Origin of the sequence: Thermogemmatispora aurantia, from assembly GCF_008974285.1 — a bacterium.
Classification (GTDB): Bacteria; Chloroflexota; Ktedonobacteria; order Ktedonobacterales; family Ktedonobacteraceae; genus Thermogemmatispora; species Thermogemmatispora aurantia.
The window spans coordinates 41,676-56,705 of the sequence record NZ_BKZV01000001.1 but is presented as its reverse complement, the minus strand read 5'-3'; the positions used below and the strand labels follow the sequence as shown (position 1 = coordinate 56,705).

At 59.5% G+C, this 15,030-nt stretch carries 12 protein-coding genes; 5 read left to right on the top strand and 7 right to left on the bottom strand.

Going from position 1 to position 15,030, the window contains the following annotated elements; all coding sequences use genetic code 11:
* The first annotated feature begins 364 nt into the window (after positions 1-364).
* Together KTAU_RS00230 and KTAU_RS00225 are read left to right on the top strand one after the other, a co-directional pair.
* Positions 365-1,666 carry a hypothetical protein gene (locus KTAU_RS00230; RefSeq protein WP_151726506.1) on the top strand — a complete coding sequence of 434 codons (1,302 nt, stop codon included), beginning with the start codon at positions 365-367 and terminating at the stop codon, positions 1,664-1,666.
* 180 nt (positions 1,667-1,846) lie between these two features.
* The gene (locus KTAU_RS00225) at positions 1,847-2,812 is read left to right on the top strand and encodes a DedA family protein (protein ID WP_228026254.1); all 966 of its coding nucleotides are present in this window, start codon (positions 1,847-1,849) and stop codon (positions 2,810-2,812) included.
* 633 nt (positions 2,813-3,445) lie between these two features.
* Here KTAU_RS00225 and KTAU_RS00220 read toward each other — a convergent pair.
* On the bottom strand, positions 3,446-5,023 hold the full coding sequence (locus KTAU_RS00220) for a chitinase (protein ID WP_151726504.1): 1,578 nt from the start codon (positions 5,021-5,023) through the stop codon (positions 3,446-3,448).
* 365 nt (positions 5,024-5,388) lie between these two features.
* Positions 5,389-6,231: a RibD family protein gene (locus tag KTAU_RS00215; RefSeq protein ID WP_151726503.1), complete on the bottom strand. Its 843-nt coding sequence runs from the start codon at positions 6,229-6,231 to the stop codon at positions 5,389-5,391.
* A gap of 1,011 nt (positions 6,232-7,242) precedes the next feature.
* On the opposite strand from KTAU_RS00215, the gene KTAU_RS00210 reads away from it, so the two are divergent.
* Both KTAU_RS00210 and KTAU_RS00205 read left to right on the top strand, forming a co-directional pair.
* A complete protein-coding gene (locus KTAU_RS00210) occupies positions 7,243-7,671 on the top strand; it encodes an EVE domain-containing protein (RefSeq protein WP_170292945.1) in 429 nt (142 codons plus the stop codon).
* A 2-nt stretch (positions 7,672-7,673) separates the two neighbouring features.
* Positions 7,674-8,516, top strand: coding sequence for an aminotransferase class IV (locus KTAU_RS00205; RefSeq protein WP_151726502.1), 843 nt, complete (start codon positions 7,674-7,676; stop codon positions 8,514-8,516).
* 42 nt (positions 8,517-8,558) lie between these two features.
* Here the strand turns inward: KTAU_RS00205 and KTAU_RS00200 are convergent, their stop codons facing one another.
* On the bottom strand, positions 8,559-9,191 hold the full coding sequence (locus tag KTAU_RS00200) for a helix-hairpin-helix domain-containing protein (protein WP_151726501.1): 633 nt from the start codon (positions 9,189-9,191) through the stop codon (positions 8,559-8,561).
* A gap of 724 nt (positions 9,192-9,915) precedes the next feature.
* Here KTAU_RS00200 and KTAU_RS00195 point away from each other — a divergent pair.
* Positions 9,916-10,200, top strand: a complete 285-nt coding sequence (locus tag KTAU_RS00195; RefSeq protein ID WP_151726500.1) for a zinc ribbon domain-containing protein — start codon at positions 9,916-9,918, stop codon at positions 10,198-10,200.
* A gap of 72 nt (positions 10,201-10,272) precedes the next feature.
* Here KTAU_RS00195 and KTAU_RS00190 read toward each other — a convergent pair whose 3' ends face one another.
* From KTAU_RS00190 to KTAU_RS00175, 4 genes are all read right to left on the bottom strand, one after another.
* Positions 10,273-10,683, bottom strand: a complete 411-nt coding sequence (locus KTAU_RS00190) for a PleD family two-component system response regulator (RefSeq protein WP_151726499.1) — start codon at positions 10,681-10,683, stop codon at positions 10,273-10,275.
* Between the two features lie 113 nt (positions 10,684-10,796).
* Positions 10,797-11,333, bottom strand: coding sequence for a hypothetical protein (locus tag KTAU_RS00185; RefSeq protein WP_112427454.1), 537 nt, complete (start codon positions 11,331-11,333; stop codon positions 10,797-10,799).
* 344 nt (positions 11,334-11,677) lie between these two features.
* A complete protein-coding gene (locus KTAU_RS22280; protein ID WP_353739802.1) occupies positions 11,678-12,076 on the bottom strand; it encodes a zinc ribbon domain-containing protein in 399 nt (132 codons plus the stop codon).
* Positions 12,077-13,395: 1,319 nt separating this feature from the next.
* Positions 13,396-14,778: an ABC transporter substrate-binding protein gene (locus tag KTAU_RS00175; protein WP_151726498.1), complete on the bottom strand. Its 1,383-nt coding sequence runs from the start codon at positions 14,776-14,778 to the stop codon at positions 13,396-13,398.
* Positions 14,779-15,030 lie beyond the last annotated feature (252 nt).

Below are 15,030 nucleotides of genomic sequence, written 5' to 3'. Positions count from 1 at the left end.
ATATCCTGCCGTGCTGCGTCCTCTTGCTTTGTATCTCTATCTCGCTCGTCTCAAGAGAGAACATTTTGTTGTGACTGCTCAGCTGGCTGGCGCTGTCTCTTTCCCGCCCTTGCGATCAGCCGTCGTTGCCTGCGGAGCCTGATGCGCCCGGCTCTCCCCTGCTCTCTCGCCAAGGCGTGGCTGCTAGAGCGCTTCTTGCCAAGAAATCCCGTCGCTGTTATACTGTCACTAAAGATGATAGGTGCATACCCAGGCCGGGTTTTTGAGAAGAGAGGCAAGGCTCTTCCTGGGCAGGCTCTGCTCTTTTTTCGCCATGCTCTTGCTCGTACTGAGGAGAACTTCTGTTTGAAAGGATATACTTCCTATGAGAGCCGCCGCCGTGGCTTTCGTGCTGGTTGCTGCAGCTGCCGTGGTCCTGTGGTTCGGGAATACGCTGAATTCCTGGGTGCTTGGTGGCCTGATAGGCGGGTTGGCAGCCTTGTTACTTAGTATCCCCATTTCTCTCTCTCTCTTCTCCTTTCTCTCTCGTCGCCATGATGAGTATTTTCGGGCTGAGTTGCAGGCTCACATGGCCCTCGAAACGGCACGTCAATCGCCTCCTCCTGTTCCCTCACGTGCTGCTCATCAGGCGCTGCTGGCTGGCGATGGCTGGCGAGGTCCGACGCGCTATACGCGGCTTGATGGCGATGAGGGGCCGCTGGCTGGAGAAGACGAGTGGGTCTTTGCTGAGGGAGAGGAGGAGACTGATTCCAATAGTGGCTTTGTGACCTTTGATGATGAGGAACCGGAAGAGGAGATGGTGCGTGGTCGGGGGTCTGCTTCCAACCCGCTCTCATCACGTCTATCTCGCTCATTATCACAAGAGCTTCCGGCTCGCACTCCCTCTTCGGTTCCTTTACAGACGCGCTCAACTGGACGCTATTCCTCAGCACTTCATCCGCAGACGCGCATCGAGGGGCGCCGTGCGCAACCTCAGCAGGGAGGGTATCGGCTTCCCCCGGCTGCCGCTGGTCCAGCGTATCCTGGCGTGGGGCGCGCTCCAACCGGTAGTCAGCGCCGTCAAAGTCAATACTTTGCCGAGGCGCTGCGCACGGCACGTCTAGAGGCTCTGCGCCAGCAGGAGGAGACCCACAACGAGGAGAATGTCGAGATCTCGCCAATGCTTCCGCCGCCGCCTCCAAGGCTGGCGGCGCGCCGTTCTTCTGGCCTGGCTGGCCAGATGCCTGCTTCTCCCTCCTTCTCGGCTCTCTCTACTTCCGTACCGCAGCGCCAGCTGCGTTCGCAGTCGCTGGCACGGTCGGAACGTCCCGTCGGGCCTGTCTCCACTACGCTATCCCAGACGGCTGGGCGCCGTTCACCATTGGCCACTGAGGCTGACGAGGCCTATGATGATGATTCTCTGTCTTCTCTGAAGAGAGAGAACAGCGCTTTTGCTCGCTCGCCTTCGGCAGAGACCGCCAGTGGCCCAGGGCGTGTACGCGCCGCTGGCGAGCAGCGTCTCTTGCGCAGCTCTCCATCAGGGAGCTTGAGGAATCCTCTGGTGCGTCGCCCTCCGTATCTCTATGAAGATGATCCTCTGCGCACAGAGTTGAGTCAGTTCGCCGAGGAACCAATCACTCGCCGCTCTTCACGTCTTCGACGTTTTCAGGCGCCTGACGAGGACTAGACGGCCTGAATGGAGCCGGAAAAGGCGGAGACTGAGGAGGGTGGCGCGGCTGATCAGCCGGCTGGCCGGCCAGGGTGCTACTCCAAAGAGGCGTTGGTACCCCTTCCCTGGCGTCCCTCGGCAGAGTGTGCTAGGATTGGGCAAAAGTGCAGGAGCTTGCCTTACAAAGGAGGCTGTGTTTTGTTGAATCACTTGATCGAAGCTTTGACCAGCTTGATCACCAATCTCTATGTCTCGACAGGACTCTTGGGGATCGTAGTGGCGATGGCGGTCGAGAGCTGCTGCATTCCCTTGCCCAGTGAGATTGTCATGCCTCTGGCCGGGGTGATGCTCGCTCAGGGCCGCTTGCTTCCTGGCCTGAACTCCTGGTTGGCTCTGCTGCTGGTGGCGCTCTCTGGCTCCCTTGGCTGCTTGCTCGGTTCGATACTGGCCTATGCGATTGGAGCCTCCGGTGGGCGTCCTCTAATGCTCAAGTACGGTCGCTATCTGCTCATCTCGCAGCATGATGCTGATAAAGCAGATGAGTTCTTCAGACGATGGGGGAGTGCAACAACCTTCTTTTCTCGCCTGCTCCCCGTGGTACGTACGTACATTTCTCTACCCGCTGGCATTACAAAGATGCCCTTTGGACGCTTTTGTCTTTATACTTTCCTGGGTTCGCTGCCTTGGTGCTTGATCCTGGCTTACGCTGGCACGGTCCTGGGCAATCATCTGGATACGCTGGCCCCTATCTTTCATAGCCTCGATGGCGTGATCGTGCTAGCTTTGCTGGTGTTGATTGTACTCTATGTCTGGAGGCATATTCGCAACGATCGGCGTGCTCGTGCCGCTCATGCTGCCGCAGCTGCCCTACAACAGCAGCCGGGCCAGGGGCCGCTGACTGCTGGCCCGGCTGAGCAAAGGCTGTCCTCGGTGGCTCCCCAGACGGCTCCTTGGGGACAGCCCATGTCACAGCCGCCGTTTGTGCCGCCCTGGTCGAATACCCCAACTCCGCCGCCTGCACCATCTCCTCAGTCTCCTCCCTCCTCTCAGACACCCTGGCAGGGGCCGCCTGTTCATGGGTCGCTCCTGGGAGGGCAGGATTATCGCCCACGTTGGCCTGCAGAGGGGCAAGGTGGGCCGGCGGGACCTTATCCCCGCCAGTAGCTGGTGGCAGTAGCACTTGCGGTAAGAACGCAGCAGAGCAGCCGGCAGGGCTTTGACCCTGACCGGCCTTCTTTGTGTGTGCTGGTGTGAGCGAGGTCTGGAACGGCTGGAAGTAGGGGAAAGTACTGAGGCCCCCGCTAGGTGGATGCTGAGGTGAGGGCTGGGGATCGAGGAGTGCTGATCTGTTGCTCAGCAGTTTGGCTGACGCTGCGTCGGCTGGCAACTGGGGGAGATCAACGCCTGGGAGTGCTGGTCGGAGGAACGGGGGTGGGGGAGATCCTCCCAGGCGTTGATCTTGACAGCAGGAACCATAGGGGTCTGTCTGCTCCCTATAATAGAGGGAAGAAATCAAAAAATCCTAAGCCAATTACAAAGATTTTGTAAAGATTCCTATCGTGGCCGGCTATTCCCGCTGCTTCTTTCTGACTGCGGATAGGAGATAGCGTTTTCTGGCTGGTGCCGTCCCTGGAGAGGGGCTTTTTGAAGAAGAAGAGGAGAAGTCACCAGGAGTGGTGGATCATAACTCTGGCAGAACAGTAACGGGGTGCTCCACCGACCACTGACTGGTGGTGAGGGTGGGGCACCCCGTCTGAGAGGAGGGAAAGGGCAGGCGTTTGATGCCCTCTGGGTGACCTAGGGCAGGCTGCTGAGATGTGGTCCTACGGTATTGGCAAAGGCGTAACCGTTGGAGGCATCCCAGTTAATCGACCAGGTCATGGCTCCGCGCAAACCAGGGTAGGTCGTCGAGGGTTTGAAGCTTGAGCAATTGGTACCGCTGCTGAGACAGTCAAGGGCTGCATTGACCACAGAAGGGGCCACGTAGCCGCCACCTGCCGCCGAGGGCGAGGCAGGCAGTCCCAAGCCAACTTGGTCGGGGCGCAGTCCGCCTTGCAGCTGGATACAAGCCAGCGCGGTGATGAAGTCCTCGCTTCCCTCAGCGTAGACGTTGCCATCGCAGCCGTTCATTGTTCCCGAGTTGTAATACTGGGTGTTAACAAGGGTCAGAATATCTTTGATGTTGAGGGCGAGCTGGAAGTAGGCGCCAGCCGTCGATTGCATATCGATGGTCTGGGGGGCCAGGGTAATGATCAGACTAGGCCCGGCGAGTGCTGAGAGCTGACGCAGCGCGCTGGCCAGGTAGGTGGGATTGATCCCGTTTTCGAGATCGATGTCGACACCATCGAAACCGTAGGTAGTCATGAGCTGGTAGACGCTATTGGCGAAGTTGGTGGCGCTGGTCGCGTCATTCACTGTGATGGTGCCATTCTGGCCACCAACGGAGATAATGACTTTTTTCCCTTGGGAGTGGAGCGTGGCGATGTCGCTGATGAACTGGCTGGTGGTATATCCTCCCAACGCCGAGGCAAGCCCGGAGTCGATGCTAAAGGTGACAGCGCCTGGACGAGAGGGATCAGCGTTGGCGAAGGCAACGGCAATCAAATTATAGTAGGTGTTGATGGCACTGAGTCTGAGCGGGGTAGCGCCGTTGGTGAAATCCTGCCAGTAGCCGGTTAAGATATGGCGCGGAAGACTACCACCACAGTTGGTGCAGGGCGTTGGTGTAGGCGTAGGTGCAGCTGTGCTGGTTGGTGTGGGTGTGGGTGTAGGTGTAACTGTGTTGGTCGGAGCCGGCGTTGGGGTGGGACTGCTGGCCGCTGTGGGAGATGGGGTTACGCTACCCGCTGGCCCACTCAGGCTGACGTCATCGACGTAGACGCTTCCCTGCAGATACCAGCCGTGCACATAGATGGTGATGCTGGTGGTCGAGGCGCCGGTGGTAAAGGAAACGCTCAGCTGAGTATAACTGCTGCTGCTGGTCCAGTTGCTGGCTCCCCCGTTAACACCGAGATAGGCATAGGGTCCGTCAACGTAGGCACTAAGGGTATAGCTACTGTTGGGTTGCACGCTGATGGTCTGGGTACATTGCCCGGTGGTGGAGGCAGTGGGATTCATTTGTAAGGCATAGTTGCCGCTGTGTACTGGCGTCGTCACAACGGTGTCACCGGGGTCACAACTCCAACCGCTTAGATCACCGCTCTCGAAGCCCGGATTGGTAACAAGGTTGCTGCCCGCCGCAAAGGCTCCGCTCGTCCAGTGGAGAAAAAGGGCTGCTGCCAAACTGCTGACAATGAGAAGCGCCGAGAGCAGTATGAGCGGGAAGCGAGGCCGCAGAGGAGGGAGAGACCTGACCTTGGACAGACTGCTGGACATGGCGATGGCTTTCCTCCTTGCCTTGAAATGCTCGAACAGCCGCAGGCTGTTAGATGCCACGGCAGGGCATGCTGGCTTCATGCCCGCGGCCTGCCTGCGATGAGGGAGACAGACCGTGCCCTGCCGGCAGATCCTTCACAATCAATGATAACTGCGTGTAATCATATCGTCAAGATGTCTAGACCACTCTGACTAGATCTGGCCGAAGGACCAGACCAGTGGACCGCCTGGCCTGCCCCTGGTGAGAAGGTGAGATGGGCTGCGCGACAGAGAGGCCTCAGATGAAGCCGGTAGAGGTTCAGGCATGCAGGTCTCCGACCGGGTCTGGGTGCGGCTGTACAGCCGGGCTAGAGCGGGGTCAGGGATTATGCGAAGCGATAGCGCAGGAAGAGGTAGCTACCGGCCCGTTTTAAACTGAGCAATTCTCCCCAGCGTGGATCGGACGGCAGGAAGAGCTGGTTCGCGACAAAGCCGGGACGTGACTCGTTAGCATCGCGTCCGGCTAGCTGTGGGGCCAGGGTCAAGAACAGCTCATCGATCAACCGTTCGGCCATGAAACGGCCCATCAGCTGGGGGCCACCCTCGATGAGAATGCGCTGGCACCGCTGCCAGCGGCTCAGTGTCTCCACAATGGCTCGAGCCTGGAGAGGTCCATGCTCGCTGGCGACAAGCAGGTGCAGGGTAGGAGGAAGGGATTGCTGCTGCAGATGGGCCTTTCCTTGAGCAGTGGTAATCAGCACTGAGCTGATGGTAGCCTCGTGGAAGAGGGGGAGGCTAAGATCGACATTGCCGCTGCTACTGACGATCACATTCAGCGGCTGGGTGGTCTGGCCCAACTGCTGGCGCAACTGATGATATTCTGAGGCCAGCGGAGGATAGATATAATCGGGGGTCCAGCGGTGCTCGGGCGCGTCGCGTAGTGTGCCTGCCCCAACAATGACCGCGTCAACGCAGGCTCGCAGCAGACCCATGACCATATGATCATGCTCGTTGCTGCCGCTGATATCCAGGCTTTTTCCGTTGGCATGGGCGACGGCCACGCCGTCGAGCGTCTCGACAAAATTGCTGATGATATAGGGGTGCCCCTCCGGTGCAGGTGGAAAGGCCAGCCTGCCATAGAGGTGGGCTAGCCTTGGAGGAAGTGGCAGCGCCTGGCTTTCAGCCTCTATCTGCTCAAAGGCGGTCTCCAAAGGGGGTACTGTTTGCATGGCTTGTATACCGTCCTCTTTCTGCTCATGGGCCTATCCTTACTGTTATTGTATAAGACAGGCTGCTCCTGCTGTACATTGGCCTCTCTTGCTGAGAACTGGGGTGGGAGGGCCGCAGGAGCGTTTGGGCCTTCCTCTCTATCACGCTGCGAACCCTGGTTGGGGAACTATCCGGCGCTCACTCATGGTGATTTTATTCAGCCGTAGTTAAAATCCTGCCAGCGGGCACCGCTGTCGGCGATCATACTGCCGATAGCGGCGGCGCCCAGGCAGATCAGGGCCAGGCCACCGACGAGATACCGCCAGGAGCCGGCGCTGATCTGGGTGGGGAATCCAGGGGTAGACGACGGTTGTGATCATTGCTGTCAAACAAGAGAGCAATCCTGGCAGGCAGCATAACCAGAGGACGGGCCTGGCCCAGGGTTTCGGGAGGAGATAGCGGCTGTTCAGCAGGGACGGATAACGGAATATGCAGACCAATATCTCGGTGAACAGAAACATGACAGAGAGCGCCCAGGCGAGTGTAGCTGCTGCTTGCGCTCAAAGGAAATCCTGGGCAGAGAGCAGAACGCTTGTCGGACCCTCCTGGGAACCAACAATGAGCATGGCGAGCGCCGCCAGCAAATCTCCAGGAGCTTCTTTCTTGATTCAGTGCAAGACCCGCACTTTATTTCAGCGATAGTCTTTTATAATATAAGATATTGAAAAGCTGGCAAAGCCTCAGTATTATAACATAGAGATATTCGAGTAATCCAGCCTGATCTATCATGCCTTGTATAATTCTCTCATGATAGAGCGAGCCTAAAGCACTCCGACGGGCTACAGAAGAACAGGGCTGAGGCTGAGCGGTATTTACAGATGGTGCCAGGCGTGCTATCCTCTCTCTGGCTTGCATGGTGATGCTGGCTTGAACCTGGGACCTCTGAGCTGATCACGAGTATCAGGCCCTGATGCTCTCTGGCTGTGGTGCGCTCAAGCGGCTAAGATGTGATTGAGGGAGAGAAGGGACCGATGCCTATGGCCTATTTTCTGGTGAAGACCGAGCCTGCGGACTATAGTGTGGAGGATCTTGCACGTGAGCAGCGCACTGTCTGGGATGGAGTGCGCAATCCCCAGGCGGTGCGTTTCATCGCGCAGATGCGCCCTGGAGATCGGCTGCTGATTTACCATAGCGGGGCCCAGGCGGCGCTGGTTGGCCTGGCCCGCGTCGTTTCCTGGCCACGTCCTGATCCTGCCGATAGCCGCAGTCAGGTGGTCGAGATCGAGTTTGTGCGTCCGCTGGCGCGCCCGGTAAGCTTACGTGAGATCAAGGAGAGCCAACTCTTTGCCGACTGGAGTCTGGTGCGGCAGCCACGTCTCTCCGTCATGGCTGTTCCAGAGCGCTTTCTACACTGGTTGCGTGGGCAGGGGCTGCTTGATCCAGAAGAGGAAGAGGAATAACTATGGAGCAGCAGACTAGCTGGTACGTTGGTGGACGGTGGGTCCATCCAGACGAGGCCTCTATCCCTCTCACCGATGTGGCCGTCTTGCGAGGCTACAGTGTCTTCGAATCCCTGCGTACCTATGATCGTCGTCCATTTCGTCTTGAAGATCATCTCGATCGACTGTATCACTCTGCGGAGCTAATTGATCTGGCTATTCCCTATACGCGCGAGGAGATTCGCGCTGTGCTGGAGGAGACCATTCGGCGCAATCCCTTTCGCCATGCCTCTCTACGCATTCTGGTGACCGGTGGCGTGAGCGAAGACGGAATTCTCCCATCTGGGAAGCCGCTACTAGCGGTCTTGATTACGCCCTTACCCGAGCGCGATCTGGAGGCTTTCAAGCGCGGGCTGCGTCTGATCACCTGTCGCTTGCAGCGGGAAGCGCCAGAGGCCAAAACGACTAGCTACATAGCGGCAGTGCGAGCTTTCAAGGAGGCGGTGCGGCGCGGAGCCGCCGATGCTCTCTTTGTCAATGAGCAGGGGCAGGTCCTGGAGGCGACGCGCAGCAATTTCTTCGTCTTCCGAGGCGACACGCTGGTGACACCGCGGGAGGGTATTCTTCCAGGAGTGACGCGCGCTGTAGTCCTGGAGCTAGCCCGGGGGCGCTTCCCGATAGAGGAGCGACCCATTGCGCTATCTGAGCTGCCTTCTGTTGATGAAGCCTTCCTGACTGCTTCGTCCAAGGAGATCATGCCGGTACTGCAGATCGACGACCTGGTGATTGGCTCAGGCCAGCCAGGGCCACGCACCTGGGAGCTAGAGCAGCGCTTTATTGCCCTGGTTGAGCAAGGTCGTTTCTAGTCGACGGGCTGGAGTTGGAGGTGGGCAGCACAGGCGGGCCATTCAGGCCGCACCTCCCAGGCTGGCGGGCGGCTCCGGCTTCTGCCGTTGAAAGGCGCGCGCGGCAGCTTGCTTCAGACGCTCCTCGCTGCGAGGGCCAAAACCGGGCAGGCGACGCAGGCGTTGCTCATTGGCGGCCTGCCATAACTTCTCTGCGGAGTCGATGCCCAACTCTTCATAGAGTCGCAGGGCTGTACGCGGGCCGATATGCTCGATCGTCAGGAGGCGACGCGCTCCTGCTGGCAAACCCTGGGGAAGAAGGTCATGGGAGAAGGTCAGGGTTCCCCGTTGCAGGAGCTCAGCGATGTGGGCCTGCATGCGACGACCCAGGCCCGCAATTGGCAGCGGCTCACCCCGCGCGATGATCTCTGTGACTGGCTCGTGGAGAGCAAGGATCGCCCGTGCCGCGTTGCGGTAAGCCTGAATGCGGTAGGGGTTGCCGTGTTGTAGCTCAAGCAGCTCGGCCACGCTCGCCAGTACTTCGGCAACCTGACGATTGCTGCGAACAGGCCGGGCTTCCTCTAAAGGCTCCAGCTCCAACCCCGGGAGCATCGGCTGCTGCACCACGCGCCGCTGGTAGACAGATTGGCTCGGCAGCACCTGGATGGTCTGAGTAAGTTTGAGAATGGGATACATAGTTGCGCCCCCTGTCGATGCTGGTCTACTCTACTGACCTTATCGTGGTCGGTGATACGGTACTGCGTGCGTTCTCCCTTTCTTTCTTCCTTTCCGTCTGGCCGTCCTCTGACCGGAAAAGCCGCAGACAGCCACGGCTGAATGTACTGCTCTCTTCTCAGCTGCCTTTGTTCTCTCAGAGTGACTGGAAAATTTGTTCAATGTAGTATAGCACAACGGGAGTAGAGTTGCAAGGAGCGCGCAGGAGAGCAAAAAAACGAAGGCCGGGACACAGGTATGTGCCCTGTGGGCAGCCAGCCAGTGTGGCGGATGCCAGTGCTTTAGGAGGGCGGGTTTGAAGCAGAGATCTTTCTTACATACATCCGTCTGGTCGCCGCTGCCTATCAGAGCGTAGATCGCAATCGTTATCCTCCGCCGCGTCCCTTGCTGTTCTAGCGTAGGCGGACCCTGTTTCTGATTGGGCCGCAAGGGCGTGATGCCAGTCTGCGACCGGATGGCCCCTTCTCGATCTGGATTGTCGTCGGACGCCAATGCCTCCCCCTCTACGGCGCCTGCTGCCTTCCAGGGGGGCTTGCAGCAGTCAGAGAGATGGATAGCCTTACTGCGGTAGAGCGCGATGGGAGATTGCCGGAACGACTTACGATCACGCTGGGGGTGCCCGACCCCCGACTCGTAGCCCCTGCCTGCCCCGGAGGAGGCAGCAGGAAGCAGCCGGATGGTGGAGATGGATCTGAACGAGACGAATGCGCTAGTGGCAGTGGATGGAGAGGAGCGGGTGCTCTTCGTCAATGGGAAGATGGCGAAGGTTCGCAGACAGCGTGGAACCCATCGCCGGCATGTCTTCGCCTGTCCTCACTGTGGATTCCAGGAACACGCCGATCGCTGGGCGGCCAGGAATATTCAAGCGCGCTTTACTGTCCTGCGGGGCAGTGGGCTGCCGTCAGCCAGCCCGAAAGCCCACGCCGGTGGGGCTACGGGTAAATCCTTCCTGGGCATAAGCCTGGGATAGCTGATCTGCGAGATACAGTCCTTATAGCATGTTACTGGAGAGACGTTGTCAGGCTCAGCTGCGTTCTGAAGATTAAGACTCCGCGTCCCCAGTAGTGAGATCGACTCTCTCTGGGGAGGTGAGTAGGTCCTGCACCAGGCTTGTCAGCGAGCTGCTCAGCTTTGCATTAGACACCACGCGCTGAGCGCCGGCCTCCAAAGCTTTGGCCCGCGCCTCCGTATCCACATGGGGGCCAAAGGCCAGCACCGGCAGTCCAGCCTGGCGAGCCTGGCGAATCGCCTCATCCCAGGCCACGCCTGGGATCGAGATGTTGATAATCGCCAGCGCTGGCTGCTCACGCGGCTGCCCGGTACTGGCCAATGCTCGCGAGAAGGCAGCCAGATCACGCACGACGACCGTCTCCAACGCCAGGTGACGCAGCGTATCGCGTATCTTCACTGCGAAGAAGAGGTCTCGCTCTAGAGCAAGTACTGATCGTGACACAGGATAGCACTCCTGCTGATTGGTTGACTGATGGCGCTAGCGGCCTGGGCCTGGTCGCTCTGGTTCAGAACCGCTGGCGTCCACGCGCGTCTCGCCCTTATCTCGGCCTCGTCTTAGTCGTCGGTTGGCTCCTGAACGGGACGGCGGAACAGCTCGGCCAGCTCCTGATTGATCAGATCAAGATTTGTATACTGCTCGCGGCTGAGCACATGGTGAGTGCCAGTGCAGTAGGGCTTACTACACTTGCGCATGTGGCTCGTCTCAAAGAGCAGATTCCCGTTCTCCACGCTCACCCAGATATGCTTGCGCGAGTAGCCATCGCCCCACTTCAGCAGCAGGCCGCCCTCGTACTCATCGAAACGGCCCTGCCCATAGAGGTAGTCACGATTAAACATCTGTAGAATCTCGCGTACACGGCTGGCAGCTATCACCTCGGCCACCTCTGGGCGCATGCGGGTGGTTGCCTCCTGAGCTAGGTCCTCCTTGGGAATCTCCAGCGCGCGCGAAGAATGTTGTTCCTCGCGAATCATGCGCTGAATCAGAGCCGCCTCGTAATCGGAGAGGCTGCGGGACTGGCCCAGAATCAAGGGTTTCCCATTGGATGCACGGAGACTGCGCTGATTATTGGGATTATTCTGTTCAGGCACCATTGTGCTCCTTAGCTACAATCGCTTCCAGTAGAAAGCGTGCTTCTGGTAGGCTAGCTGACCTGCCCTGCTCGGCCCCAGGCGCGCAGGGGGGTCGGTGGCTCACGCCGCCGAAGCGATCAGCCCGTTAACCTCTTTCCTGACTTCTTCTGTCAAGGCACTTGTTGTGGTTGTTTGTTGGTTCGCTCTCTGTCATAGCTTACAACGCCACGGCCCCTTTCCACAAGGGGGGCGGGAGACGAGCACAAGAGGCTGACTAGGAATGGACCCGGCTCAACGGCCCGGGGACACTGCGGTCAGGCCGACCTTATCCACTCTGGCGATCGTGGATGTCAACGACCCCTGGCTCAAGCCAGGGGCTTGCCGGCAGCCTCGTCGGCCCGAGCTTCTGGGCTGGTTGATAGCAGCCCACTGTCCCGCAGGACAGTAAAGCGTGTGCGGATATTCCTGGCCGCGTTGCTGTCAGCATGCTCCTGGAAGCCACAGTGTGGGCAAGTGAAAGCGTGCCGACGGCGGTTCCCTCGCTGCTCACAGCGGGAACAGGTTCGGCTGGTGTAAGACGGGTTCACCTCCACCACACGCAGTCCTTGCTCCTGTGCCTGCTGCTCTGCCCACCGGCGGATCAAGCCGCGTTGCCACAGCGCGAGCCGGCGTCGCAGGGTCCTCCCACGGATCTGCTCTTTCTGCGGCGGTGGCACCTGCAGCCGTTCGAAGACCAGCACTCCCTGTGACGGTGCCCACTCCACCAGACGCTGCGCCACGGTCTGGGCAAACGTCCGGGTGCGGTGTTGTTGCCGGCGGCCAAGCCGTTGCAGCTCCCGCCAGCCACTGCGCGTGTCCCGATGCTGTGCCTTGTGGGCCGCCGGCTTGCGTTGCAGTCGCGCGCGCCCGCGTCTTCGCCGTGCGCCGATTGCGCACCTTCACTGCTTTCCCACTCACAAAGAGCAGCCGCTCCTGGCCATCCACCGCTACCAGCGCATTCGTCTCGTTCAGGTCAATCCCCACGACGGCCTTGATCTCTGGACGTGCCGTCGGGGGATCAGGTACCTCCAGCGTGATGGTCAGTCGCCCGACGAGCTTTCCCGCCTGTTCCACCACGGTGAGGCTCTCGATGGTCTTGGCCTGGGCCAGCCGTGGCAGGAATGCCTCCGGCACCCGGCAGGAGAGCTGTTTGCGTCCGGCCACGGTCCAGATCGAGAGGGTGCCATCAGGGCACAGCCTGGCATCCCATCCTCGTGGGCCGATCAGAAACAGCGCCCGTCTGCGCCGAAACTGGAAGGGGCGCTGGGGGGGACAGTGGTTGCTGCAGGCGCACTGAGAGGCGGCAGCCACCAGCCGGATGGCCGTGCAGGTCATCTGCGCGTTGAGCTGGCTCTTGACTTCCTGATAGCAGGCCCGATGCAGAGCCACGGCAGAGAGGGGTTTTCCCCCATTGAAGCAGGGAGCTGAGAGCTGCTGCTGGACCCGCTGGAAGACCGCCAGGGTCTCACGCAGGTCTTCATCAGCTGGCAGCAGCAGCGGGATCGTGCGCTGTACCTGTGCCATTGTAGCAGACCTCTCCTCCTGGCTGGCGATGCTGGAGACGCTGCCTGCTCCCTAGGACCCAGGACCGTCGTGCGATGCCGGACTCTGGAAGCAGGCAGCTTGGCCCCACGGACTAGTGGGCCACTGGTGTGCTGCCCGGGCGTGGACAGGTACAGGTTCCGCAGCGGGGGCTGCCCCCGCACGCATGAGCCGGCTGGTGGCAGCGCAGACAATTGCCATAGAAGGATAGGGTCGAGGGAAGGCGGGCCGAGATCAGCCCGGCCAGAAACCCTGCCGACCAGGCTGCCCATGCTCGCCAGCTTCCCACCTCGGGGGGCTTGCCCCAGCGGCCTTCTTTGAACAGGTGCACGACCTCTTTGATGAGGTCGCGATTCTGTGCTCTCCCTAGGGTCTCATTGGCAGAGAGCAGGAGAGGAGGAGATGCCAAGACTCTGCTGACAGAGAGGAGGAAGGCGGCATGCCTTTATGGCAGCGAGAGAGTTGGGCTGTCGGATCTCGCGCCTGTTCTGCGCCTGACTGACTAGGCGGGATAGCTACGTTGGGCGACTGCTTCAATAGACTTGAGAATCGTGTCAAGCTGGTCTGGCTCCTGGATAAAAGCTAGCATGCCTTTCCAAAAAGCGTGCTGGACCACAGGTGGCATCAAGTCACCTGCTCCAAAGCAGAAGAAGGGGGCCTGGCTGAGCATCTGGGCCGAGGCCCGGGCGACCGGGTTGGGATAGGCGCTGAGGGAAATCGATTTATTGACTGAGGTAAAGCCGCCGCGCCGAACCCAGATCTCTTGTGCTTGTGCGCTGGCGAGGTACTGCACCAGAGCCCGCACCTCTGCTGTGTCCTGCAGAGCAACCACGGCATCGGCTCCCCCAGTGACGGCGCCAGCGTAGCGTGGGTTGATCTCCGGGAAAGGAAAGAAGTTGATCTCCTCTCCGGGGACAATAGTGGGAAAGCGGCTCGTGACAAAGCCAAGCACGAAGTCGCCCGAATAGTAGAAGTAGGCGCGCGGCGGTTGTTCAAAGGGTGCGTAGCTGGCGTCCTGAAAGTTCGTCAGCAGGATCGAGGTCGGAGCATTGGGGATATAGTGATTGCCCGTGAGAATAGAGCCGAAGCGGCGAAAGGTCTGCTTGATAGTCGGGTCGGTCCAGGCAATGGTGTGGTTGACCCAGCGCTGGTACATCTCTGGTCCCCACTCTTTCAAATAGAGCTCGGCGATCCAATCGGCAGCCGGCCAACCGCTAGAGGCTGCACTCTCGACCCCGATGGCCCAGGGATAGCGTCCCTGGGCTGCAATGGCATTAGAGACCGCGATCAGCTCATCCCAGGTGTGAGGTACGCTTAGGCCGAGGGCCTGCAGTTGCCGGGGGTTATACCAGATGATCCCTTTATTGGCCGCCTTGTAGAAGAGCGCATAGAGTGCTCCCTTGTAGCTCCCAAGATCGATCCAGGTACGGCTATAGTCGCGTTTGACCATCTCCATGTCCAGGAAACTGTCCAGAGGGAGAAGCTTCCCCTGCGCGGCCAATTGCTGCATCCCGCCCGGATTGGGCAGGATGGCTACCCCTGGAGGCGTATTCGCTCGCAGCAGCGTGGCCAGGAGCGTGTCCTGATCGCGAGTAGAGACAACTTGCACCTTGATCTGAGTCTGTCGTTCGAAAGGGGCAACCACTGCTCGGAAAGAGTCCTGTTCCTCGCTGCTCCAGACGGTCAAAACATCGACCGAGGCGGACTGACTGTCGCAGGCTGCTAGCAAGGCGAGTGCCGGGTGGGCGGCCAGGCCCAAGGTCACAGCACGCTGCAAGAAGACGCGACGGCGGAGGCGCTCCTGCTTGCACTGCTTCCGCTGATACTGAGCCTGCCAGCCCGGCTGTTCATCGCGCCGTTGGTGATGATGGTATGGCGCGGGCATGCGTTCCTCCCAGGCTCACAGCGCACTGAGCTTCCAGCGATAGGGGGCGTAAATTAGCCACCTTACAGTATAGTTCTTCCGGGCTGTCTGTGCAATATGGTGGCTATCAGAGAGACGCTGTGCTAACCGATAATGTCAGAAGAGCTTGTAATGCTTTTGCCTCTTCTTCATAAGAAAAGTATAATTACAGTATATCAATTGGTAGAAGAGAAGAAAGGTAGAGAGGAAAACGACTCCCCCGGTCCCGACTGG

Bases quoted from the DNA above. Each gene is read 5' to 3' on its own strand.
- KTAU_RS00175 (WP_151726498.1), bottom strand. From the start codon at position 14,778: ATGCCCGCGCCATACCATCATCACCAACGGCGCGATGAACAGCCGGGC.
- KTAU_RS00230 (WP_151726506.1), top strand. From the start codon at position 365: ATGAGAGCCGCCGCCGTGGCTTTCGTGCTGGTTGCTGCAGCTGCCGTG.
- KTAU_RS00195 (WP_151726500.1), top strand. From the start codon at position 9,916: ATGGATCTGAACGAGACGAATGCGCTAGTGGCAGTGGATGGAGAGGAG.
- KTAU_RS00210 (WP_170292945.1), top strand. From the start codon at position 7,243: ATGCCTATGGCCTATTTTCTGGTGAAGACCGAGCCTGCGGACTATAGT.
- KTAU_RS00185 (WP_112427454.1), bottom strand. From the start codon at position 11,333: ATGGTGCCTGAACAGAATAATCCCAATAATCAGCGCAGTCTCCGTGCA.
- KTAU_RS00205 (WP_151726502.1), top strand. From the start codon at position 7,674: ATGGAGCAGCAGACTAGCTGGTACGTTGGTGGACGGTGGGTCCATCCA.
- KTAU_RS00220 (WP_151726504.1), bottom strand. From the start codon at position 5,023: ATGTCCAGCAGTCTGTCCAAGGTCAGGTCTCTCCCTCCTCTGCGGCCT.
- KTAU_RS00215 (WP_151726503.1), bottom strand. From the start codon at position 6,231: ATGCAAACAGTACCCCCTTTGGAGACCGCCTTTGAGCAGATAGAGGCT.
- KTAU_RS00200 (WP_151726501.1), bottom strand. From the start codon at position 9,191: ATGTATCCCATTCTCAAACTTACTCAGACCATCCAGGTGCTGCCGAGC.